General features: G+C 70.1%; 24 protein-coding genes. 7 read left to right on the forward strand and 17 right to left on the reverse strand.

All coding sequences use genetic code 11. From position 1 onward, the window contains the following. The first annotated feature begins 56 nt into the window (after window positions 1-56). On the forward strand, window positions 57-677 hold the full coding sequence (locus ENC19_RS13995; RefSeq protein WP_164447628.1) for a DUF4126 domain-containing protein: 621 nt from the start codon (window positions 57-59) through the stop codon (window positions 675-677). 84 nt (window positions 678-761) lie between these two features. Beyond that, entirely contained in the window at window positions 762-1061 is a 300-nt protein-coding gene (locus tag ENC19_RS14000) for a DUF1540 domain-containing protein (protein WP_164447629.1), read from the forward strand. 45 nt (window positions 1062-1106) lie between these two features. Here ENC19_RS14000 and ENC19_RS14005 read toward each other — a convergent pair whose 3' ends face one another. After that, the gene (locus tag ENC19_RS14005; protein WP_164447630.1) at window positions 1107-3110 is read right to left on the reverse strand and encodes a protein meaA; all 2004 of its coding nucleotides are present in this window, start codon (window positions 3108-3110) and stop codon (window positions 1107-1109) included. A 107-nt stretch (window positions 3111-3217) separates the two neighbouring features. Here ENC19_RS14005 and ENC19_RS14010 point away from each other — a divergent pair, with 107 nt between their 5' ends. Beyond that, window positions 3218-4066: an ABC transporter ATP-binding protein gene (locus ENC19_RS14010; RefSeq protein WP_164447631.1), complete on the forward strand. Its 849-nt coding sequence runs from the start codon at window positions 3218-3220 to the stop codon at window positions 4064-4066. Beyond that, entirely contained in the window at window positions 4063-4911 is an 849-nt protein-coding gene (locus tag ENC19_RS14015) for an ABC transporter permease (protein ID WP_164447632.1), read from the forward strand. The genes ENC19_RS14010 and ENC19_RS14015 overlap by 4 nt, the downstream gene beginning before the upstream one ends. Before the next feature lie 40 nt (window positions 4912-4951). Here ENC19_RS14015 and ENC19_RS14020 read toward each other — a convergent pair whose 3' ends face one another. Next, the gene (locus ENC19_RS14020; RefSeq protein ID WP_164447633.1) at window positions 4952-5800 is read right to left on the reverse strand and encodes a 3-hydroxyacyl-CoA dehydrogenase family protein; all 849 of its coding nucleotides are present in this window, start codon (window positions 5798-5800) and stop codon (window positions 4952-4954) included. A 73-nt stretch (window positions 5801-5873) separates the two neighbouring features. Next, window positions 5874-7316: a UDP-N-acetylglucosamine 1-carboxyvinyltransferase gene (murA, locus tag ENC19_RS14025; RefSeq protein WP_164447634.1), complete on the reverse strand. Its 1443-nt coding sequence runs from the start codon at window positions 7314-7316 to the stop codon at window positions 5874-5876. Between murA and ENC19_RS14030 the strand changes: the two genes are divergently transcribed. Both ENC19_RS14030 and ENC19_RS14035 read left to right on the forward strand, forming a co-directional pair. Then, window positions 7315-7887 carry a cob(I)yrinic acid a,c-diamide adenosyltransferase gene (locus ENC19_RS14030; protein ID WP_164447635.1) on the forward strand — a complete coding sequence of 191 codons (573 nt, stop codon included), beginning with the start codon at window positions 7315-7317 and terminating at the stop codon, window positions 7885-7887. The two genes, murA and ENC19_RS14030, sit on opposite strands and share 2 nt — an antisense overlap. Next, window positions 7863-8279 carry a VOC family protein gene (locus ENC19_RS14035; protein WP_164447636.1) on the forward strand — a complete coding sequence of 139 codons (417 nt, stop codon included), beginning with the start codon at window positions 7863-7865 and terminating at the stop codon, window positions 8277-8279. The genes ENC19_RS14030 and ENC19_RS14035 overlap by 25 nt, the downstream gene beginning before the upstream one ends. Before the next feature lie 290 nt (window positions 8280-8569). Here the strand turns inward: ENC19_RS14035 and ENC19_RS14040 are convergent, their stop codons facing one another. The 14 genes from ENC19_RS14040 to ENC19_RS14105 form a co-directional block, all read right to left on the reverse strand. Continuing rightward, window positions 8570-9172: a hypothetical protein gene (locus ENC19_RS14040; RefSeq protein WP_164447637.1), complete on the reverse strand. Its 603-nt coding sequence runs from the start codon at window positions 9170-9172 to the stop codon at window positions 8570-8572. Window positions 9173-9903: 731 nt separating this feature from the next. Further along, window positions 9904-10359 (reverse strand): DUF2550 domain-containing protein, encoded by a 456-nt coding sequence (locus tag ENC19_RS14045; protein WP_164447638.1) that lies wholly within the window; start codon window positions 10357-10359, stop codon window positions 9904-9906. Window positions 10360-10371: 12 nt separating this feature from the next. Further along, a complete protein-coding gene (locus tag ENC19_RS14050) occupies window positions 10372-10656 on the reverse strand; it encodes a F0F1 ATP synthase subunit epsilon (protein ID WP_164447639.1) in 285 nt (94 codons plus the stop codon). Between the two features lie 90 nt (window positions 10657-10746). Then, window positions 10747-11892, reverse strand: a complete 1146-nt coding sequence (locus ENC19_RS14055; protein ID WP_164447640.1) for an LCP family protein — start codon at window positions 11890-11892, stop codon at window positions 10747-10749. Window positions 11893-12191: 299 nt separating this feature from the next. Further along, complete coding sequence (gene atpD / locus ENC19_RS14060; RefSeq protein WP_164447641.1) at window positions 12192-13646, reverse strand: F0F1 ATP synthase subunit beta; 1455 nt, start codon at window positions 13644-13646, stop codon at window positions 12192-12194. Next, window positions 13646-14575: a F0F1 ATP synthase subunit gamma gene (locus tag ENC19_RS14065; RefSeq protein WP_164447642.1), complete on the reverse strand. Its 930-nt coding sequence runs from the start codon at window positions 14573-14575 to the stop codon at window positions 13646-13648. The genes atpD and ENC19_RS14065 overlap by 1 nt, the downstream gene beginning before the upstream one ends. A 9-nt stretch (window positions 14576-14584) precedes the next feature. Then, window positions 14585-16231, reverse strand: a complete 1647-nt coding sequence (gene atpA, locus ENC19_RS14070) for a F0F1 ATP synthase subunit alpha (RefSeq protein ID WP_164447643.1) — start codon at window positions 16229-16231, stop codon at window positions 14585-14587. Between the two features lie 91 nt (window positions 16232-16322). Next, window positions 16323-17144, reverse strand: a complete 822-nt coding sequence (locus tag ENC19_RS14075) for a F0F1 ATP synthase subunit delta (protein ID WP_164447644.1) — start codon at window positions 17142-17144, stop codon at window positions 16323-16325. Beyond that, complete coding sequence (locus tag ENC19_RS14080) at window positions 17144-17674, reverse strand: F0F1 ATP synthase subunit B (RefSeq protein WP_093405427.1); 531 nt, start codon at window positions 17672-17674, stop codon at window positions 17144-17146. Before ENC19_RS14080 ends, ENC19_RS14075 begins: the two co-directional genes overlap by 1 nt. A 29-nt stretch (window positions 17675-17703) precedes the next feature. After that, a complete protein-coding gene (gene atpE / locus ENC19_RS14085; protein WP_164447645.1) occupies window positions 17704-17925 on the reverse strand; it encodes an ATP synthase F0 subunit C in 222 nt (73 codons plus the stop codon). Window positions 17926-18020: 95 nt separating this feature from the next. Next, complete coding sequence (gene atpB / locus ENC19_RS14090) at window positions 18021-18842, reverse strand: F0F1 ATP synthase subunit A (RefSeq protein ID WP_164447646.1); 822 nt, start codon at window positions 18840-18842, stop codon at window positions 18021-18023. Next, complete coding sequence (locus tag ENC19_RS14095; protein WP_093405421.1) at window positions 18843-19064, reverse strand: hypothetical protein; 222 nt, start codon at window positions 19062-19064, stop codon at window positions 18843-18845. Window positions 19065-19229: 165 nt separating this feature from the next. Next, window positions 19230-19700 carry a hypothetical protein gene (locus ENC19_RS14100; protein WP_164447647.1) on the reverse strand — a complete coding sequence of 157 codons (471 nt, stop codon included), beginning with the start codon at window positions 19698-19700 and terminating at the stop codon, window positions 19230-19232. Further along, window positions 19697-20983: a serine hydroxymethyltransferase gene (locus tag ENC19_RS14105; RefSeq protein WP_164447648.1), complete on the reverse strand. Its 1287-nt coding sequence runs from the start codon at window positions 20981-20983 to the stop codon at window positions 19697-19699. The genes ENC19_RS14100 and ENC19_RS14105 overlap by 4 nt, the downstream gene beginning before the upstream one ends. Before the next feature lie 34 nt (window positions 20984-21017). Between ENC19_RS14105 and ENC19_RS14110 the strand changes: the two genes are divergently transcribed. Continuing rightward, window positions 21018-22511 carry an SDR family oxidoreductase gene (locus ENC19_RS14110; RefSeq protein ID WP_164447649.1) on the forward strand — a complete coding sequence of 498 codons (1494 nt, stop codon included), beginning with the start codon at window positions 21018-21020 and terminating at the stop codon, window positions 22509-22511. Window positions 22512-22516: the final 5 nt, after the last annotated feature.

Below are 22516 nucleotides of genomic sequence, written 5' to 3' on the forward strand. Positions count from 1 at the left end.
GAGTCACCGGCCGTCGCCACCGAGCGGCGCTGGCGTGCCGGTGCCATGCTGGGCTGGTGCTCGAAGTGCTCACCGGTACCGGCCTCGCCGCCTCGGCGGGGCTGAACGCCTACATTCCGTTGCTGGTGACGGGCCTGCTGGCCCGCTACACCAGCGTGATAGACCTGCCTGGCGGGTGGCAGTGGCTCGGCAACGAGTGGGTGCTGGGCATCCTCGCGGTGCTGCTCGTGGTCGAGGTCGTGGCGGACAAGGTGCCCGTGGTGGACCACGTCAACGACATGGTGCAGACGGTCGTCCGGCCGACGGCCGGCGGGCTGGCGTTCGGGGCCGGTTCGGCGTCCGAGACGGTGACGGTCAGCGACCCGGACAGCTTCTTCGCCAGTGGCGGCCAGTGGTTGCCGGTGCTGGTCGGGGTGCTCATCGCGCTCGGCGTCCACCTGCTGAAGTCGACCGCGCGGCCGGTCATCAACGCCACCACGGCGGGCCTGGGGGCGCCGGTGGCGAGCACCGCCGAGGACGCCACGAGCGTGGTCATGTCGCTCGTCGCGATCATCCTGCCGGTGCTGGTGCTGGCGTTCCTGGTCGGCCTCGTGCTCGTCCTGCCGTGGCTGCTGCGCCGCCGGGCGGACCGGCGTCGGGAGCGGCAGGCGGCACGCGAGGCGGGCTTCCGCGTCTGAGCCCGGGTCACCGGCTCGACCGAATCACCACCTCAACCCGCCCTAAAGCCTAAAATTGGGGCAATCAACGGAGGAGGTTGGGTCATGACCGCAGCAATGGAGATGCCCCGGGTCCAGGAGTGCGTGGTTGCCGCGTGCGCGTACAACCACACCGGCGACTGCCACGCCTTCGCCATCACCATCGGCAGCCTGGACCACGCCCACTGCCACACCTTCATCGAGATGCCCGCCGTCCGGGCCGGTCTCGACGGGCAGATCGCCCAGGTCGGGGCGTGCCAGCGCGCCGACTGCCGGCACAACGAGCAACTGGAGTGCCAGGCACCGGCGATCCGGGTCGGTCCCGACGCCGACATGGCCGACTGCATGACCTACGACCACCGCTGAGCGCGCCGTCCGCGCGGATCCCGGCCACCCGCCGGGGTCCGCGCGTCACAGCTCGTTCGCCTGCCGGATGACGGTGACCAGCTCGTCGATGATCTCGGTGAGCGCGAAGTCCTTCGGGGTGAACACCCGGGCCACCCCGGCCGCGCGCAGCTGATCGGCGTCCCGGGTGGGAATGATGCCGCCGACCACCACCGGCAGATCCGGTCGGCCGGCGGCCCGCAACCCGTCGAGCACCGCCGGCACCGCCGCCAGGTGCGAGCCGGAGAGCACGGAGAGCCCGACCAGGTCCACGTCCTCCTCCACCGCGGCGGCCACGATCTGCCCGGCGGTGAGCCGAATGCCCTGGTAGACCACCTCGAAGCCGGCGTCGCGGGCGCGGACCGCGATCTGCTCCGCGCCGTTGGAGTGCCCGTCCAGGCCGGGCTTGCCGACGAGCAGTCGCAGCCGCGCGTTGCCCAGTTCGCGGGCGGTGGTGGCGACCCGGGCGCGGACCTCGGCCAGCCCGTCGTCACCGCCGCTCGCGGACCCGCCCACCAGACCGGTGGGTGCCCGGTACTCGCCGAAGACCTGGCGCAGGGCCGCCGCCCACTCCCCCGTGGTCACTCCCACCCGAACGCACTCGAGCGTGGCCGTCATCAGGTTCGCCCTGGTCGCGGCGTCCGCGCTCAGCCGGGCCAGGGCGGCGTCCACCGCCGCCGCGTCGCGGTCGGCCCGCCAGGCGCGTACGGCCGCCGAGGCGGCGATCTCCACGGCGGGATCGACCTGTTCGACCGCCTCGGCACCGGCGGCGGTCAGCGGCGACGGCTCGGTCTCGGTGAACCGGTTGACGCCGACCACCACATCGCTGCCGGCCTCGATCCGTCGCCGCCGCTCGGCCAGGGAGGCCACCAGGGCGCTCTTGAGGTAACCGGTCTCCACGGCGGCGACCACGCCACCCATCTCCAGCACCGTCGTCAGCTCGGCCCGGGCACCGGTGACGATCTCGTCGACCAGCGCGGTCATCACGTGCGAGCCGTCGAACAGGTCCGGGTACTCCAGCAGGTCCGACTCGTAGGCGAGCACCTGCTGCATGCGCAGCGACCACTGCTGGTCCCACGGTCGGGGCAGGCCGAGCGCCTCGTTCCAGGCCGGCAGCTGCACCGCCCGCGCCCGTGCCTGCCGGGAGAGGGTGACCCCGAGCATCTCCAGCACGATCCGCGGCACGTTGTTCTCCGGCTGCGCCTCGGTCAGGCCGAGGGAGTTGACCTGCACGCCGTACCGGAAGCGGCGCTGCCGCGGGTCCGTCACGCCGTACCGGTCGCGGGTGAGCTGGTCCCACAGCGCGCCGAACGCGCGCATCTTGGCGATCTCCTCGACGAACCGCACCCCGGCGTTGACGAAGAACGACATCCGCTGCACCACGTCGCCCATCCGCCGCGCCGGCACCTGGCCGCCCTCGCGCACCGCGTCGAGCACCGCCACCGCCGTGGCCAGCGCGAACGCCACCTCCTGCACCGGCGTGGCCCCGGCCTCCTGGAGGTGGTACGAGCAGATGTTCACCGGGTTCCAGCGCGGCATCTCGCGCAGCGTGTACGCGATCACGTCGGCGGTCAGTCGCAGCGAGGCGGCCGGCGGGAAGATGTGCGTTCCCCGGGACAGGTACTCCTTGATGATGTCGTTCTGGGTGGTGCCGGCGCAGCGGGCCGGTTCGGCACCCTGTTCGCTGGCGACCGTGCCGTAGAGGCCGAGCAGCCACATCGCCGGCGCGTTGATGGTCATCGAGGTGTTCATGTCGGCCAGTGGAATGCCGTCGAACAGCGCCCGCATGTCGCCCAGGTGCGACACCGGGACGCCGACCCGGCCGACCTCGCCGGTGGCGAGTTCGTGGTCGGGGTCGTACCCGGTCTGGGTGGGCAGGTCGAAGGCGACCGACAGGCCGGTCTGCCCCTTGGCCAGGTTGCGACGGAAGAGGGCGTTCGTCGCGGCGGCCGAGGAGTGCCCCGCGTACGTCCGCATCACCCAGGGACGGTCCCGCTCCGGCAGCCGGCCCATGAGTGCCTTCTCGTCCATGGCCGGAGTCTAAGTTACCGTTCAGTAGAACGGGTTGTGCAAAACCACACAACCTCCACCACCCCCGGTGCGGACGCCGGGTCACGGCGGGCCGCACACTTGACGGCATGAGTGACGACGTCGCGATCCGCGTCCGAGGGCTGCGCAAGACGTACGGCGGCAGCCCCGCGGTCGCCGGGCTGGAGCTGGACGTCCACCGGGGCGAGGTGTTCGCCCTGCTCGGGCCGAACGGCGCCGGCAAGACCACCACCGTGGAGATCCTGGAGGGCTACCGCCAGCGCGACGCCGGCGAGGTACGCGTTCTCGACGTCGACCCGGCCAACCCGACGCGCGACTGGCGGGGGCGGGTCGGCATCGTCTTTCAGGGCACCGGTGAGTTCGACGAACTCTCCGTCGCCGAGGTGGTGCACCACTTCGCCGGCTTCTACCCCGACGCCGACGACCCCGACAAGGTGATCGAACGGGTCGGGCTGACCGGCAAGGCCCGCGCCCGGACGCACACCCTCTCCGGCGGACAGAAGCGCCGGCTCGACGTGGCGCTCGGCATCATCGGCCGCCCGGAACTGCTCTTCCTGGACGAGCCGACCACCGGCTTCGACCCGGAGGCCCGGCGGGAGTTCTGGGAGTTGATCCGTGATCTCGCCGCCGCCGGCACCACGATCGTGCTGACCACGCACTACCTGGACGAGGCCGAGGCGCTCGCCGACCGGGTGGGCGTGATCACCGGCGGCCGGCTGGTCGAGGTCGCCGCACCGAACCAGCTCGGCAACCGGCAGGAGGCGCTGGCCACGGTCTCCTGGCGTACTCCGGACGGCACGCTGGACAGCGCGCAGAGCGCGACGCCGACGGCGCTGGTGGCGGACCTCGCCGCGCGTTTCGGCGGCGAGGTGCCCGGCCTGACCGTCACCCGGCCCACCCTCGAAGACATCTACCTGACGATGATCGGACACCGATGACCACCACGACGAGACCGGCGGAGCCGGTCACCGCGGCAGCTCCGGCCCGGCGGAGCGGTCCGGCCGGCCTCGCCCTGCGGCAGGGGCGGCTGGAGATCCGGCAGTTCCTGCGCAGCCGCGAGTCCGTCGTGTTCACGCTTGGCTTCCCCCTCATCATGGTGCTGATCTTCGCGTCGATCTTCGACGAGGAGATCGCCCCCGGGGTGAGCTACACGCAGTACTTCATCACCGGCATGATCGCGACCGGCCTGATGACGGTCAGCTTCCAGAACCTCGGCATCTGGATCCCGATCGAGCGGGACCGGGGGGTGCTCAAGCGCTACCGGGGCACGCCGATGCCGAAGTGGGTCTGGTTCGCCGGCAAGGTGATCATGGTGCTGGTGACCGGTGTCGTGATGACCGCGCTGCTGCTCGCGGTGTCGGTGACGCTGTTCGACCTGGAGCTGCCGACCACCACCACGGCCTGGGTGACCTTCGGCTGGGTCAGCGCCCTTGGGGTGACCGCCTGCACGCTCTGCGGCATCGCCATCTCGTCGCTGGCCCGGACCGCCCGCAGCGGCTCGGCGGTGGTCACCCCGGTCGCGCTGGTGCTCCAGTTCATCTCCGGGGTGTTCTTCGTCTTCACCAACCTGCCGAGCTGGATGCAGCAGGTGGCGGCGCTGTTCCCACTCAAGTGGATGTGCCAGGGGCTACGGGCGGTCTTCCTGCCGGAGAGCTTCGGCGCGGACGAGCCCGGCGGCTCGTTCGAGCTGACCCGCGTCGCCGTGGTGCTGGGCGTCTGGTGCGTGATCGGCCTGGTGCTCTGCCTGACCACCTTCCGGTGGACCACCCGCCGCGACGGCTGAGCCACGGGGAGGGCCCGCCGGGCCCTCCCCCACGGCGGCGTCAGTACGAGTAGAAGCCCTGGCCGGTCTTGCGGCCCAGATCGCCCGCGGTGGCCATGCGCTGCAACAGCTCCGGCGGGAAGAACTTCTCGTCGGCGGTGTCGGTGTAGATGTTGCGGGTGGCGTTCAACAGCACGTCGACACCGGTCAGGTCGACCGTGGCCAGCGGACCCATCGCGTGCCCGAAGCCGAGCCGGCAGGCGATGTCCAGGTCCTCGGCGGAGATCACGCCGGCCTCGACCAGCTTGACCGCCTCCATGGCCAGGGCGCAGATCAACCGGGTGGTGACGAAGCCGGCGATGTCGCGGTTCACCACCACGACGGTCTTGCCGATCTCCTCGGCGAAGGACTTCGCCCGCTCCAGGGTGGCGTCGCTGGTCTTGTAGCCACGCACCAGCTCACAGAGCTTCATCATCGGCACCGGCGAGAAGAAGTGGGTGCCGACGACCGCCTCCGGGCGCTCGGTGGCCGTCGCGATCTGGGTCACCGGGATCGCCGAGGTGTTGGTGGCCAGCACCGCGTCCGCCTTGCAGATCTTGTCCAGCGCGCGGAACACCTCGTGCTTGATCTCCAGCTTCTCGAAGACCGCCTCGACGACGATGTCCGCGTCGCCGGCCGCCTCCAGCTCGGTGGTGGTGGTGATCCGCCCGAGCGTCGCCTCGACCTCGTCGTCGGAGAGCTTGCCCTTCTCCGCGAACTTCGCCAGCGACCGCCGGATGCCGTCCAGACCACGCGTCGTCGCCGTCTCGTCCAGATCCCGCAGCACCACCTGCCAGCCGGCCTGCGCCGCCACCTGGGCGATGCCCGAACCCATCAGACCGGCACCGATGACCGCGAGTCGACCCGCCATGCTGCTACTCCCTCGCTGCGAATGAGTGTCTGCCTGCACCCTAGTCGGCGAGCCTGAACGATGGCTAAGTCGCTCAGATGGTCAGCTCGGGTTCCTCCGGCGCGGTCGCCCGCTCCACCTCGATGCCCAGCGCCCGCAGGTCGGCCACGAAGTCGGGATAGCCCCGGTCCACGTGGTGCACGTGGGACACCTCGGTCACCCCGTCGGCGCAGAGCCCGGCGATGATGAGCCCGGCGCCGGCCCGGATGTCGGTCGCGCGGACCGGCGCGCCGGAGAGCCGCTCCCGGCCGCGTACCACCGCGTGATGCCCGTCGGTCTTGATGTCCGCGCCCAGCCGCATCATCTCGTTGGCGAACATGAACCGGCCGTCGAAGATGTTCTCGGTGATCAGCGAGGCGCCCTCGCTGAGCGCGGCGAGCCCGATCGCCATCGGCAACAGGTCGGTGGCGAAGCCCGGATAGGGCAACGTGACCACGTCCACCGCGCGGGGCCGGTCGTCCATGCGTACCCGGAAGCTGTCCGCCCGGGTCTCCACCATGCCGCCGGCCGTGACCACCTTGTCGAGCGCGACCTCCAGGAACGCGGGGTCGAGGCCGGTCACGGTCACGTCGCCACGGGTCATCGCCGCGCCGAACGCCCAGGTTCCCGCGACGATCCGGTCCCCCACCGTGGCGTGCCGGACCGGACTCAGCCGGGGTACGCCGACGATGGTGATCGTCGAGGTGCCCTCACCGTCGATGAGCGCACCCATCCGCTGGAGCATCGTGCAGATGTCGACGATCTCGGGCTCCCGGGCCGCGTTGTCGATCACGGTGGTGCCCTCCGCCAGCACCGCCGCCATGACGAGGTTCTCGGTCGCCCCGACGCTGGGGAAGTCCAGCATGATCTCCGCGCCCCGCAGCCCGTCCGGGGCCGAGGCGATCACGAAGCCGTGCTCGCCGGAGATGTCGGCACCCATCCGGGTCAACCCGGAGATGTGCATGTCCAGACCCCGGGAGCCGATCGCGTCACCACCCGGATGGGCCACCCGCACGTACCCGCGTCGGGCCAGCAACGGCCCCAGCACGCAGATCGACGCCCGCAGCCGGCGGACCAGGTCGTAGTCTGCCTCGACGCCGGGCTGCTCCGGCACGTCGATGGTGACCGAACGGGACCGGGCCACCCCGCCGACCGCCACCATCGGGTCCACCGGATCGTCGGCGTCGAACCGTACGCCGCAACCGAGGCGGCGCAGCACCTCACCCATGATCGCGATGTCGGTGATCCGGGGCACATTCGTGATCACCGTACGACCGGGCGCGAGCAGCGCGGCGGCCATCAGCTTCAACGCCGAGTTCTTCGCACCGACCACGTGCACGGTGCCGGCGAGCCGGGCGCCACCGCGCACCCGGATGACGTCGACGTCGGCGAGCGCGGCGTCACCGGCGTCACCCGGGCCGACGCCCGCCGGCCAACCCGCGCCGTCGTCCGGTCGGGCCGGGATCGTCAGGTCCGGTATCCGTAGGCTGTGCGTCATGGCCGTCCACCTCACGCGCATCTACACCAAGGCCGGCGACGCCGGCATGACCAGGCTGAGCAACAACGAGCAGGTGCCGAAGAACGACCCGCGGATCGCCGCGTACGCCGACGTCGACGAGTGCAACGCCGCACTCGGCGTGGCACTCGCCCTGGGCCAGCTACCCGACGGGCTCCGCGCGGTGCTGGCGTCGATCCAGAACGACCTGTTCGACGTGGGCGCCGACCTGTCCACGCCCGTCGAACCGGACCCGAAGTACCCGCCGCTGCGGGTCACCGAGGAGTACGTCGAGCGCCTCGAGGGCTGGTGCGACGAGTACAACGCGCGCCTGAGCAAGCTCGACTCCTTCATCCTCCCCGGCGGCACCGCGGGCGCGGCGCTGCTGCACGCGGCGCGGACGATCGCCCGGCGCGCCGAGCGGTCGGCGTGGGCCCTCATCACCCACGACCCCGACCGGACCAGCCACCTCCCGGCAAAGTATCTCAACCGGCTGTCGGATCTGCTCTTTATCCTGTCAAGAACGGCAAATCCGGACGGAGACGTGCTATGGGTGCCCGGCGGAGGCCGGTGACCTTCGGTGCACTGCACCACGTGGAGGTCTGGATACCCGACCTGAACGCCGCAATGCGTAGCTGGGGCTGGCTGCTCGGCGAGTTGGGCTGGACGTCGTTCCAGCAGTGGCCGGTCGGCCACTCCTGGCGACTCGGCCCGACATACCTGGTGCTGGAGGCATCACCCGCACTCACCGGCACCCGGCACGACCGGCGCGCGCCGGGCCTCAACCACCTGGCCTTCCACGCCGGCCCGGCCGCCGCCGTGGACCGGCTGGTCGAGCAGGCGCCGGCGTACGGCTGGGAGCTGCTCTTCGCCGACCGGCACCCGTACGCCGGCGGGCCCGACACGTACGCCGGGTATCTGGCGGACGGGCAGGGGTACGAGGTGGAGTTGGTGGCCTCGGGCTGAGCTTGTCTTCGGGTTTGGTTGCTGTTTGGGGGCTGGGGGCGACCGTGCCCGGCTTCGGGCGGTCAGGCTTGATCCCTGCGCCGGGCACGGTCGCCCCCAGCCTGACCTGGTCGGCCCTCGTCCGGGCGGAGGCCAGCCCGGGGTGGGTCTGCTGCGGTGGGTCTGTGGTCTGTGGTCGGTTGCTTCGGTGTGCGGATACGCCGCTGGCCGGCACCCGGGTTCGGGTGCCGGCCAGCGGTTTTCTGCTCCCCCTTGTGGAGGAATGTCTTCGGTTGTCGCCTGGTCGGTTGTCAGCTGGTCCAGTGCTGGGCGACGAGGTCGGCGGCCTGCTGTTCCCACTGGGCGTAGTGGTCGGGGTACGCCGACACCTGCACGGTCTGGGCGGCCTGGGTCAGGGGCATGTCCTGCCAGCCGTCGACCTGCTTCAACCCCTTGAGGAAGGCCAGGGTCGAGTACTCGGGGTCGGTGATCTGCTCCACCGTGCCCCAGCCGGAGGACGGGCGCTGCTGGAACAGGCCCTGCGAGTCGTGGTCGTTGCGGTCACCCAGGTGACCCAGGTTCTCCAGCTTCGACTCCTGCAACGCGGTCGCGATCGACACCACGGCGGCACGCTCGTCCATGCCGGCCTTCTTCGTCGCGGCGATGATCGCCTTGACGTTGTCGATCTGCTCGTCGTTCAGCTCGACGTGCGACTGGTTGGACGGGGTGCCGTGCGGCAGCAGCTTGCCCATGTCCGGCTTGTCGGCCCGCACCACGTCGGCCTGCACCGCCGCGACCGGGGCGGTCGTGACCGGGGTGGTGTCGGCGTGAGCGGCCACCGGACCGGCGAACAGACCACCGGTGAACGCCAGACCCGCGATACCCAGCACGCTCTTCCGCAGCATCGTGTTCATCACAGAAGCTCCATTCGGGGGTCGACGCACACACACCCACAGGGGGGACGGGGCGCGCACACGCAAGCACCACAAAGGCGCCCAAACAAAAAAGGGGGAAAGTCCTTCCGGCACGCGGGGCGTATCGCCGCTTCGCATCGCCGGGACCATGTCCAACGACCGCCGGCCCGCCATCATTCCCGGGGGCCCGCACCCACCCTGGCGGGCGGTGTCCTCCACGGTCGTTCGGGCATGTCCAACGACCACCGGCCCGCCATCATTCCAGGGCCCGCACCCACCCTGGCGGGCGGTGTCTTCCTCGGCCGTTCACCCGTACACAACGCCCCCGGGCCCGCACCCATTCCACCCCGAGCCACGCCCAGAACCCGACACCCACCCCCAAACCCCGACAACCCGCAATCTTGGTCCGACAACGCCCACCAAAGGGCACAACCGCACCAAGATCCACACCAAACGCTGACCCCTCCCGCACGACAAGGAAGGGTGTGACCCGCACCCGCCGCACCCGCCGCACCCGGCCCCGGGGCCAAGCCTGACCGCCCAAAGCCGGGCACAATAGCCAAACTTCCCCCCGGCAGCGCCCCACACCCCACAGCACCCACAGTGTTGACCATGAGGTTAGCGGCAGTTTTGGAGATCAATAACGCCGCCAACCTCATGATCAACAGGGAAGGCGGCGAGCTGCGGGGAGCGGGGGTGAGTAGCGGGAAGCGGCGGGGGTGGGGCTGGGGTTAGGCGGCGGGCCAATCTTGGGAGGCCATACGTGGCGAGACCGCCCCCGGAGGGGCGGCCTCGAGCCAGGAGAGGAACCCGGTGACGGTGGATCGTGCCATGGCGATCTCGACCGGGGCGTGTCGACTGGTACAGCGGAGGATGATCCAGTCGGCCGGCATGGACATTCGTTCCTGCCCCTCGGGCAGTCGCCGTCGTTCGACCGCCAGCCCTTCACGGGACAGCACCCGCTTGGGGCGTACAGCGAAACTGAACATCCGGTACCAGCGGAGTTCGTCGCCGACGAAGCGGCCGAAACCGGGTGACCAGCCGCGACCGTCGAGCATGGTGGAGGTCCGGACACTCAGCCGGATTATGCCTCCGCTACGGGTGACCAGAGCCCGCCGGACGAAGAGAAACAGGAACGCGCCGAGGAGCACGGCGACGCCGATCCCGACCCCTTCGACGATCTCCATCGGCGGGTCGGCTCAGTTGCCGGAAGCCGCGGCGGCCGGAGTGGCGGTCTCGGCCAGTACGGTCACGCCCTGCTCGCTGACCGACAGGAAGCCGCCAGCCACGTCGTAGCTGAGCTGCTCACCCCCGGGGAGCTTGATGCGTACCTGGCCGGGCTCGGCGAGCTGGCCGAGCAGGGGCGCGTGCCCCGGCAGCACACCCAGCTCACCCTCGGTCGTCCGGGCCATGACCATCTCGGCCGTGCCGGACCAGACCTTTTCCTCGACGGCCACGAGCTGGACGTTAAGCTGCTCTGCCACGCTGTCTCCTTGCTGAGGCGGCGGATTGGGGAAATTCTAGTCGCGCCCGGGACCTGTTCTTCAGGCGGGTGCCAAGACCCGCGGCCACGATCAGCTCCTGTTCACCAGCTTCGGATGTTCGAGCAGGAACGGGTCCAACAGGTCCCGCTCCAGAGCGACGAAGAAGTCGTCCACCTCGGGCGCGAACTGTTCACCGAGGTACTTGCCGTTCTCCTTGATTCCGCCACCCGGCAGCTTGATCATCTGGATGTTGCCGGGCCGGATGTCCTTGAGCGCGACGGCGAAGTCGACCACGCTGTGCCCCCGGCCGCTGAAGATCAGCGACTCGCCGGCCGCACGGAGCACCTTGTCCAGCTTCACCGGGTTGGTCACCACGTCGGCGCTCAGCGCCTGACCGGCCATCGCCTTGACGAACTGCTGCTGGTGCCGCTGCCGGCCGTAGTCGCCGTCGGGGACACCGTTCTCCGGGTACCGCTGGCGGACGTAGTCCAGCGCCTGCCAACCGCTCAGGTGCTGCTTACCCTTCGGGTAGACCGCCTGCGGCCCGATGTAACCCTCGCCGTTGGGGTTGCCCTGGCGGTGCTTGCCGTTCGGCTCCCGGTGCTCCGAGCGGACCTCCCGCTCGATCTTCATCGTGACGCCGCCCATGGCGTCGACGATCTTCTGGAAGCCGGAGAAGTTGATGATCGCGCCGGCGTCGAACCGCTTGATGCCGGTGACCCGCTGCACCGTGATGGCGAGCAGTTCGAAGCCCTTTGCCGCGTCCGGCTTCCCACCGGGCACCCGGCTGCCGTACGACATCGCGGCGTTCAGCTTTGTGGTGTCGCCGGGAAAGTCGGCCTTCTCGAACGGCGGGATCTCCACGTAGAGATCGCGCGGCAGGGAGAAGAGGTACGCCCGGTCCATCTCCTTCGGCACGTGAAGCACCATGATCGCGTCGGACAGCGGCGGGGTGTCCTTGTCGCGCGGGTCGATGCCGACCAGCAGGATGTTGAGCGGGCCCTTGATGTCGCTCTTGGCAGTGGCGCCGGCCGCCTGGTCGCCGAAGAGGTCCGCCTTGCCGACTGCGCCCTCGTAGCGGGCCATCAGCGCTTCCGCGCCCACCAGGCTGGTCCCGCTGAGCACCATCAGGACAACGCCGAAGATGGTGCAGAGCTGCGCCCAGCGGGGCACGCCCCGCCACACCGACGAGCGCCCACCACGCTTGCCGCGTCTGCCGGCCTTACCCACAAGCATCTCCGTTCGTCACGCCCCCGGGGGGAAGTACGGGCGCGCGGGGCCGAATGGTTTAACCAATCAACGCTCATCGGCGCATGAGCGTGGCTGTGCGGTGTCCGACGACATGCGCCGGGCCGTGCCTCGGCCCGGCTCGGGTTGCCTTCCTGGACATCGCACCGACGGTATCTCGCAGTCGGCGTGATCGCCGAGCACGGGAAACCGGCAGCGGCGATGGTACGTCGCGAAGATGAACAGAAGGCCGCCCCGGGGTTACCGGGACGGCCTTCTTTTTCGTGTCTCGCGGAGGAAACGAAGGTTCAGCCCTTCATCAGCTCGGCGGCCTTCTTCTCCAGGTCGTCGAGCCCACCGCACATGAAGAACGCCTGCTCGGGGAAGTGGTCGTACTCCCCCTCGCTGATCTTGCGGAACGCCTCGATGGTCTCCTTGATCGGGACCGTCGAGCCCGGCACGCCGGTGAACTGCTCCGCCGCGTAGGTGTTCTGCGACAGGAAGCGCTCGATCCGCCGGGCCCGCTGGACCGTGATCTTGTCTTCCTCGGAGAGTTCCTCGATACCGAGGATGGCGATGATGTCCTGCAGGTCCTTGTAGCGCTGGAGGATCCGCTTCACCTCGCTGGCCACCTGGAAGTGCTCCTGGCCGACGAACTCGGGGGCCAGGATCCGGGAGGAGGAGGCCAGCGGGTCCACCGCCGGGTAGATGCCCTTGTCGGAGATGGACCGCTCCAGGTTGGTGGTCGCGTCCAGGTGGGCGAACGTGGTGGCCGGGGCCGGGTCGGTGTAGTCGTCCGCCGGCACGTAGATCGCCTGCATCGAGGTGATGGCCTGGCCCCGGACGGAGGTGATCCGCTCCTGCAGCTCACCCATCTCGTCGGCCAGGGTCGGCTGGTAACCCACCGCGCTGGGCATCCGGCCCAGCAGGGTGGAGACCTCCGATCCGGCCTGGGTGAAGCGGAAGATGTTGTCGATGAAGAGCAGCACCTCCTGCTTCTTCACGTCCCGGAAGTACTCCGCCATGGTCAGCGCGGACAGCGCGACCCGCAGCCGGGTGCCCGGCGGCTCGTCCATCTGGCCGTAGACCAGAGCGGTCTTGTCGATGACGCCGGAGTCGGTCATCTCGTGGATGAGGTCGTTGCCCTCACGGGTGCGCTCGCCCACGCCGGCGAAGACCGAGGTACCACCGAAGTTACGGGCGACCCGGGTGATCATCTCCTGGATGAGCACCGTCTTGCCCACACCGGCACCGCCGAACAGGCCGATCTTGCCGCCCTTGACATACGGGGCGAGCAGGTCGATGACCTTGATGCCGGTCTCCAGCATCTCGGTCTTCGGCTCCAGGTCCGCGAAGGCCGGTGCCTTGCGGTGGATGCCCCAGTGGTCGTCGGCCTGGATGGTCTCGCCCTCGGCCAGGTTGAGGCACTCACCGATGGCGTTGAAGACGTGGCCCTTGACCGCGTCGCCGACCGGCACCCGGATCGGGAAGCCGGTGTCCCGCACGTCGGCACCGCGCACCAGGCCGTCGGTCGGCTGCATCGAGATGGCGCGGACCAGGTTGTCACCCAGGTGCTGGGCAACCTCCAGGGTCAGCGTCTTCTCGCCACCGGACAGCGTCACGTTCACGTTGAGCGCGTTGTAGAGGTCCGGCATGGCGTCGCGCGGGAACTCGGCGTCGACGACCGGGCCGATGACCCGGACCACGCGACCCGTGGCCGTCTTGGTCTCGGCTGGTCCTCCAGCAGCGGTGGAAACAGTCATCACACTTCACTTCCCGACGCGGCCAGCGCGTTCGCGCCGCCGACGATCTCACTGATCTCCTGGGTGATCCCGGCCTGGCGGGCCGAGTTCATCTCACGCGTGTACTTGTCGATCATCTCTTCGGCGTTGTCGGTGGCGCTCTTCATCGCCCGCCGCCGGGCGGCCGACTCGCTGGCCGCCGACTCCAGCAACGCCGCGTAGATCCGCGTGTTGATGTACTTCGGCAGCAGCGCGTCGAGCAGCGCCTCCGCGTCCGGCTCGAACTCGTACGCGGGCAGTACGCCCTCCGAGCGGGGCCGTTCCTCGATCTGCAACGGGCCGATGATGCGGGTGACCGGGTTCTGGGTCATCAGGGACTTGAACTCGGTGTAGACGATGTGCAACTCGTCCACGCCGCGTACCCCGTCCGGGCCCGGATCGCCGTCGGTGTCGTCCGCACCGGCGGTGAACGCCTTGATCAAGGTCTCACCGACCTCGCGGGCGTCGGCGAAGGACGGCTGCTCCGAGAAGCCGGTCCAGCTGGCCTCGATCGGCCGGTTGCGGAACCGGTAGAACGACACGCCCTTGCGCCCGATGACGTAGAGCACCGGCTCCTTGCCGTCGGCCTGGAGCCGGGCGATCAACGACTCCGCCGTCCGGATGGCGTTGGAGCTGTAGCCGCCGGCCAGGCCCCGGTCGGAGGTCACCAGCAGCACGCCCGCCCGCCGCACCCGCTCGCGCGGGGTGAGCAGCGGGTGGTCGACCGAGGCGTTGGACGCCAGCGCGGTGAGCACGCCGGTGACGGCCTGGGCGTACGGCAGGGACGCCTCCACCCGGGCCTGGGCCTTGGCGATCCGGCTCGTCGCCACGAGCTCCATCGCCTTGGTGATCTTCTTCATCCCCTTCGCCGAGCGGATCCGTTGACGAAGAACACGTACCTGCGCCGCCATGGCCCGGCCCTACTGCTTCTCGGCCGGAGCCTCGCCGCTGTAGCGGGTGACCGTCTCGTGCTCGGCCTCGCCCTCCAGCGGCGCCGCCGGCGCCTCGTTGATCGTGCGCTCGTCCTCACGGCCGAGGAAGCCCTGCTTGAACTCCGTGACGGCCGAATCGAGGGTGGCGATGATCTCGTCGTCCCACTTGTTGTCGGCGATCGCCTGGAGCGTGGCGTTGTGCTTGCGCCGCAGGTGCTCCAGGAACTGGGTCTCGAAGCGCCGCACGTCGCCGACCGGGACGTCGTCCAGCTTGCCCTCGGTGCCGGCCCAGACGGCCACCACCTGCTCCTGCACCGGGTACGGCGAGTAGTTCGGCTGCTTGAGCAGCTCCACCAGGCGGGCACCGCGGTCCAGCTGGGCGCGGGAGGCCCTGTCCAGGTCGGATGCGAAGGCGGCGAACGCCTCCAGCTCACGGAACTGGGCCAGGTTCAGCCGCAGCGAACCGGAGACCTTCTTCATCGGCTTCACCTGGGCGGCACCGCCGACCCGGGAGACCGAGGTACCGACGTTGATCGCCGGCCGGACGCCCTGGTTGAACAGGTCGGTCTCCAGGAAGATCTGGCCGTCGGTGATCGAGATGACGTTCGTCGGGATGAAGGCCGAGATGTCGTTGGCCTTCGTCTCGATGATCGGCAGGCCGGTCATCGAGCCGCCACCCATCTCGTCGGAGAGCTTCGCGCAGCGCTCCAGCAGCCGGGAGTGCAGGTAGAAGACGTCACCCGGGTACGCCTCGCGGCCCGGCGGGCGGCGCAGCAGCAGCGACACGGCACGGTACGCCTCGGCCTGCTTGCTCAGGTCGTCGAAGACCACGAGGACGTGCTTGCCGCCGTACATCCAGTGCTGACCGATGGACGAGCCGGTGTAGGGGGCGAGGTACTTGAAGCCGGCCGGGTCCGACGCCGGGGAGGCGACGATGGTGGTGTACTCCATCGCGCCCGCCTCCTCAAGGATGCCCTTGATGCCGGCGATGGTGGAGGCCTTCTGACCGATGGCGACGTAGATGCAGCGAACCTGCTTCTTCGGGTCGCCGGAGGCCCAGTTCTCGCGCTGGTTGAGGATGGTGTCCAGGGCGACGGTGGTCTTGCCGGTCTTCCGGTCACCGATGATCAGCTGCCGCTGGCCCCGGCCGATCGGGGTCATCGCGTCGATGGCCTTGATGCCGGTCTGCATCGGCTCGAAGACGGACTGCCGGGCCATCACGTTGGGGGCCTGCAGCTCCAGCTCGCGGTAGCCCTCGTCGGCGATCTCACCGAGACCGTCGATCGGCTGGCCGAGCGCGTTGACCACGCGGCCCAGGAAGGCGTCGCCCACCGGCACCGAGAGCACCCGGCCGGTGCGCTTGACGCGCTGCCCCTCCTCCAGCCCGGAGTAGTCGCCGAGGACGACGACACCGATCTCCCGGACGTCGAGGTTCAGCGCCACGCCGAGCGTGCCGTCCTCGAACTCCAGCAGCTCGTTGGTCATGGTCGAGGGCAGGCCCTCGACGTGGGCGATGCCGTCGCCGGTGTCGGCGACGGTGCCGACCTCCTCACGGGAGACGTCGGGCGAGTAGGAGGAGACATAGCGCTCCAGGGCGCCGCGGATCTCCTCCGTCGAGATGGTCAGCTCGGCCATCCTCTGCTTCCTTAAGTATCAGGGGCCCGGGATACCTAGTACCGACCGGTCCTCGGGTCGACTGTCTTTCCGGGCGCTTCGCGGGTGCTGGTCAGCGCTTCGCGAGCGCGTTGCGGGTCTCGTTGAGGCGGCGCAGGATCGTCCCGTCGTAGAGGTCCGAACCCACCCGTACGCTCACTCCACCGAGGATCGTCGGGTCAACCGTAAGCTTGACAGCAACCTGTCGATCGTATATGGCGGAAAGCCGATCGCCCAGGCGCCGCTCCTCCTCCTCGGTGATCGGAGCAGCCACCGTCACGTACGCGACCTGCCGGTCTCGCCGCTCCGCCGCCAACTCCACCAGCCGGGACAACGCGGCGGTGAACGACCGGCCACCGAAGCCGGCCAGCGCCGCCTCCGCCAACCGCACCGTCACCGGCCGGGCCTTGCCCGTCAGGAGCATCCCGACCAGTTCGGCCCGCTGCGCCACCGGCGCCATCGGGTCGGACAGGGCGTTGGACAGCTGCGGATCCGCGGCGACCACCTGGCCGAAGCGGAACAGCTCGTCCTCCACCTCGCCCAGTTCGTCGGCGCGGTCCGCGCTGGCGAGCAGTGCCTGCACACCGAGGCTCTCCGCGCCGTCGAGCAGTTCCGACGGCGCGGACCAGCGACCGGCGACGAGGGTCCCGAGCAGGTCGAGCGTGTCCGCGCCGACCTTGCCGGAGAGCACCGAGTTCACCAGGCCGGTGCGGTCCGCACCGGCGCGGGCCGGGTCGGAGAGCGCCCGGCGCAGCCGAACCTCCCGCCGCAGCAGGTCCGCGACGGCGAGCAGTTCCGCACCGGTGCCGGCCACGGTCGACGGCTCGGCACCGGCGACGTACTCCTCCAGCCGCGCGAGCGCGGCGGCGTAGGACTCCCGGCTGGCGGCCTGCATCAGCGGGCCCCCGCGCTCTCAAGGTCGGTGAGGAACCGCTCGACGGTGCCCTTGCGGCGGGCCTCGTCGGCGAGCGACTCGCCCACGATCCGGCTGGCCAGGTCGACCGCGAGGCCGCCGACCTCCGCGCGCAGCTCGCGCACGATGGTCTGGCGTTCCACGGCCAGCGACTCCCGGCCGGCGGCGATGATCCGGTCGGACTCCTCCCGGGCCTTGGCCAGGATCTCCGTCCGGATCGACTCGGCGTCGGCTCGGGCGTCGTCCCGGATCCGGGCCGCCTCGGTACGCACCTCGGCGAGCTGGGCCCGGTACTGCTCCAGCAGCTGGTTGGCCTCGGCCTGAGCAGCCTCGGCACGCTTGAGGCCGCCCTCGATCGCGTCGACCCGCGCCTGGTACATCGCCTCCATGCGCGGCATCACGAACTTCAGCAGCACGAAGCAGAGCAGGGCGAAGGCGATCGACCCGATGACGAGCTCCTGCCAGATCGGCACGAGCGGGTGGTGCTCTACACCTTCAGCGGCGACATACATGTCAGACCTCCGGGTCGCGTCGGGCTACGTCAGACTGCGAACGCGAGCACCAGGCCGAACAGGGCGAGCGCCTCGACCAGCGCGAAGCCCAGGACCAGCCAGGTGCGGTTGTAGCCGGCGGACTCCGGCTGGCGGGCGCTGGCCTGGATGTAGGCCGCGAAGACCAGGGCGACACCGATGCCGGGGCCGATGGCGGCGAGACCGTAACCGATGGTGTTGACGCTGCCATCGATGGCGGCAATAACGTCCATTGCGGGTATTCCTCCTAGTAGACGCGTGAGTCCTCACGCGTACGCGGTCGTACCGGAAGCTTGGTCGGGCCGGGCGGCCCGCCGAGGTCTGTGGATCAGTGCCCGTCGGCGAGCGACGTGCCGATGTAGTTGGCGGTCAGGGTGACGAAGACGTAGGCCTGCAACAGCGCGACGAGCACCTCGAAGAAGGCCATCAGGATCGCCATCAGGAACGAGAAGACCGAGGTCACCTGGACGAAGACGTTGTCCGAGGCGAGCATCACGAAGCCGCCGACCGTGAAGACCAGCAGGATCAGGTGCCCGGCGAACATGTTGGCGAAGAGTCGTACCGCCAGCGTGACGGGTCGGTTGATGAAGTTCTGCAGGAACTCGATCGGGATCAGCAGGACGTGCATCGGCCACGGCACGCCCGGGATGATCAGGCTCTGCTTGAGGTAGCGGCCCAGACCCTGCTTGCGGACACCGATGTAGAGGTACATCACGTAGGTGATCGCGGCTAGCACGATCGGGAAGGCGATGTGCGAGTTCGGGGAGATCTGCAACCCGGGAGTGACGCCGAAGAGGTTGGTCACCGCGATGAAGCAGAACAGCACCGTGAAGTAGGGCGCGAACCGGATGCCGTCCTTGCCCATCTGCTCCCGGGCGATGTTGTCCCGGACCAGACCGTAGATCGACTCGGCCATCCACTGGCCCTTGCTCGGCACCAGCTTCGGGTTCCGGTAGGTGGCCATGAAGAAGATGATCAGAAGCCCGACGGCCAGCCAGATCATCAGCGTGAACTTCGTGACCCACGGGCCGGCGAGATCCGGCGGGTAGAAGTCTCCGACGCTGGGGGGCCAGGGAAGGCCCTCTGCGGCGACAAGCTGTCCGCTCACCGTGTCATCCTCCGCACTCGACAGACCCGCGCGTGCCGGCACTCAGGCACTGAGCCTCTTCATGATCAGGTAGATCGCTCCGGCTGCGCCGAGCATCATGCCCACGGCGATTCCGACGCCGGTCGGCAGGCCCAGGAACTCCCCCGCCAACCAGCCGAGGAATCCCCACACCACGATGCCGGCGAGCAGGTAGCCGAGGACGGCTCCGGCGACACCTTCCGACGAGTGTTCGTCGGGGCTTCTGCGGTGTGGGTTGTCGGCCATGACGAGGCGAACACTATCAGCCGGGTGTTTCGCGAGTGTGCGGCACCCCCCACACTGCGAGCAGCGTGCGGGCGGCGGGTGCGGCGCGTCAAGCCGGGGTTAGCCTACTCCTGTCCGGCCAGCCGGACAGGCCGACGAAACGCCGGGGAAACTCCAGCCGTACGGTCAGTGATCCGACGGACGGTCCACGCTGGGCAGCGGGGAACGCAACGCCCAGGTCAGGTGGGCACCGGTCCACACCACCACGGCCGCGATGATGGCCGCACCCATGTCCGGCAGCCCCGGCCAGCCGGTGGCCGCCACGGCCGCCATCGCCACCCCCAGGATGACGATCTTCGTGGCGTAGGTGACCAACCCCACCGACATGATCAGTCGCGGGTGGACCGCGTCCGCCCAGGCCACCGAGAGACCCGAGATCAGGTAGCTGACGACCACCAGGGCGATGCCGGCGGCCACCCCCGCCGCACCGGTCGGGCCGCGCAGCACGGCGGCGGCCGGCACCGCGACCACGGCCAGCGCGGCACAGGCCAGCAGCGGCAGGCGCAGGTACGGCAGCCGGGCACGGATGGCGCCGGGTTCCCCGGCCCGGGGCGCAGTCGCCCAGGGTACGCCGGATCCCTCCGGGGGCGCGCTCATCGGGGGTACGCCGGGAACTCGGCCGCCAGTTCGGCCGCGTCGGCGGCGATCCGGGCCAACTCGTCGACGCCACCCGGGGCGGACGGGTCGGTCCGCACCGCCCGGGCGATCAGCACGGCGACCTGACGCATCTGCGCCTCCCCCATGCCCTGGGTGGTGACGCTGGGCGTACCCACTCGAATCCCGGAGGCGACAAACGGTTTCTGCGGGTCGTACGGGATCGCGTTCTTGTTCAACGTGATGGTCGCCGCGTCGCACCGCGCCTCCGCCTCGGCGCCGGTGACCCCGATCTCCCGCAGGTCGATCAGAGCCAGGTGGGTGTCGGTGCCGCCGGAGACCGGGCGCATCCCCTCGGCGGCCAGCCCGGCGGCGAGCGCCCGGGCGTTCGCCACCACCTGCGCGGCGTAACTGCGGTACGCCGGTTGCGCCGCCTCGTGCAGCGCGACCGCCTTGGCCGCCACGGCGTGCATCAGCGGGCCGCCCTGGGTGAACGGGAAGACCGCCTTGTCGATCCGCTCGGCCACCGCCTCCCGGCAGAGGATCATGCCGCCGCGCGGGCCGCGCAGCACCTTGTGGGTGGTCGCGCAGACCACGTCGGCGTACGGCACCGGCGACGGGATCGCCTGCCCGGCGACCAGCCCGATGAAGTGCGCGGCATCCACCATCAGGTACGCGCCCACCTCGTCGGCGATCTCCCGGAACCGGGCGAAGTCGATCAGCCGTGGGTACGCGGTCGCCCCACAGATGATCATCTTTGGCTGGTGGGTGCGGGCGAGATCCCGTACCTCGTCGTAGTCGATCAGCTCGGTGTCCTGCCGGACGGTGTAGCCGACGGGTTTGAACCACCGGCCGGAGAAGTTCACCCGGCTGCCGTGGGTGAGGTGCCCGCCGTGCGGCAGCTCCATCGCCAGCACCGTGTCACCCGGCTGGACCAGCGCGGCGTACGCGGCCAGGTTGGCGCTCGCGCCGGAGTGCGGCTGAAGGTTGGCGTGCTCGGCGCCGAAAAGGTCCTTCGCCCGGGCGATGCCGAGCTCCTCGGCCCGGTCCACCTGCGCGCAGCCGCCGTAGTAGCGCCGGCCCGGATAGCCCTCGGCGTACTTGTTGGTGAGCGTCGAGCCCAGCGCCGCCAGCACGGCCGGCGAGGTGAGGTTCTCGCTGGCGATCAGCTGCAACCCGCCGCGCAGCCGGTCCAGCTCGCCCAGCACCACCTCCGCGATCTCCGGGTCGGCCGTGCTGAGCTGCTCGAAGTCCGGCCCCCAGAAGGTGCCCTCGGCGGTCTCCACAGCGCCAGAGTCTAGGAGACCGCAGACTGGAGGCGTGAGATGCCTGGTGACCGGAGCAACCGGATACATCGGCGGGCGCCTGGCGCCACGCCTGCTGGCCGAGGGATACGCGGTGCGCTGCCTGGCGCGGCGGGCCAATCGGCTGCGCGACGTGCCGTGGGCCGCGCAGGTCGAGGTGGTCGAGGGCGACCTGAGCCGGCCGGAGAGCCTGGCCGGGGTCTTCGACGGCGTCGACGTGGCGTACTACCTGGTGCACTCGCTCGGCCAGGCCGGCTTCGAGGCCGCCGACCGACAGGCCGCGACAACCTTCGCCGAGGCGGCCCGCGCCGCGGGCGTACGCCGGATCGTCTACCTGGGTGGGCCGGAGCCGGCGCCCGACGACGTCGCCTCGGCGCACCTGCGCTCCCGCGCCGAGGTGGCGCGGATCCTGCTGGACAGCGGCGTGCCGACGGTGGTGCTGCGGGCAGCTGTGATCATCGGTTCCGGTTCGGCGTCGTTCGAGATGCTGCGTTACCTGACCGAGCGGCTGCCGGTGATGGTCACTCCGCGCTGGGTCAGCAACCGGATCCAACCGATCGCGGTCCGCGACGTGCTGCGCTACCTGGTCGGCTGCGCGGCGCTGCCGCCGGAGGTCGACCGGGCCTTCGACATCGCCGGTCCGGATGTGCTGACCTTCGGCGACATGATGCAGCGCTACGCCCGGGTCGCCGGGCTCTCCCGCCGTCTCCTGCTGCCGGTACGGCCGCTGACGCCCACGCTGTCGTCGTACTGGGTGGGACTGGTCACCCCGGTGCCGAACGCGCTCGCCCGGCCGTTGGTGGAGAGCCTGGTGCACGAGGCGGTCGCGCACGAACACGACATCGCGGAGTACCTGCCGGACCCGCCGGACGGGCTCACCGGTTTCGACCGGGCCGTCGACCTGGCGCTGGCCAAGGTGCGCGACGCCGAGGTGGAGACCCGGTGGTCGAACGCGGCCGGTGCGGACGCCCCCGCCGAGCCGCTGCCGAGCGACCCGCACTGGAGCGGCGGCACCGCCTACACCGACCTGCGGGAGCAGACGGTGGCGGCCCCGCCGGAGGCGTTGTGGCAGGTGATCGAGGGGGTCGGCGGGGAGAACGGCTGGTACTCGTTCCCGCTCGCCTGGTCCGTGCGCGGCTGGTTGGACCGGCTGGTCGGCGGGGTGGGGCTGCGGCGGGGCCGGCGTCACCCGCACCAGTTGCGGGTCGGCGAGGCACTTGACTTCTGGCGGGTGGAGGAGATCGTCCCCGGCGAACTGCTGCGGCTGCGCGCCGAGATGCGGCTGCCCGGCCGGGCCTGGCTGGAGATGCGGGTGCAGACCGACGACGCGGGACAGGTCAGCTACCGGCAGCGGGCGGTCTTCCTGCCCCGGGGTCTGGTCGGGCACGCGTACTGGGCTGCGGTGACGCCGTTCCACGCGGTGGTCTTCGGTGGGATGGCCCGCAACATCGCCGAGGGTGCCGAGCGGTTGGCGGCGGCCGCCCCGGTCCGCGGACCGGCCGCAGGCTGAGGCGG

The sequence above is a fragment of the Verrucosispora sioxanthis genome (genome assembly GCF_010560025.1).
Taxonomy (GTDB): Bacteria; Actinomycetota; Actinomycetes; order Mycobacteriales; family Micromonosporaceae; genus Micromonospora; species Micromonospora palythoicola.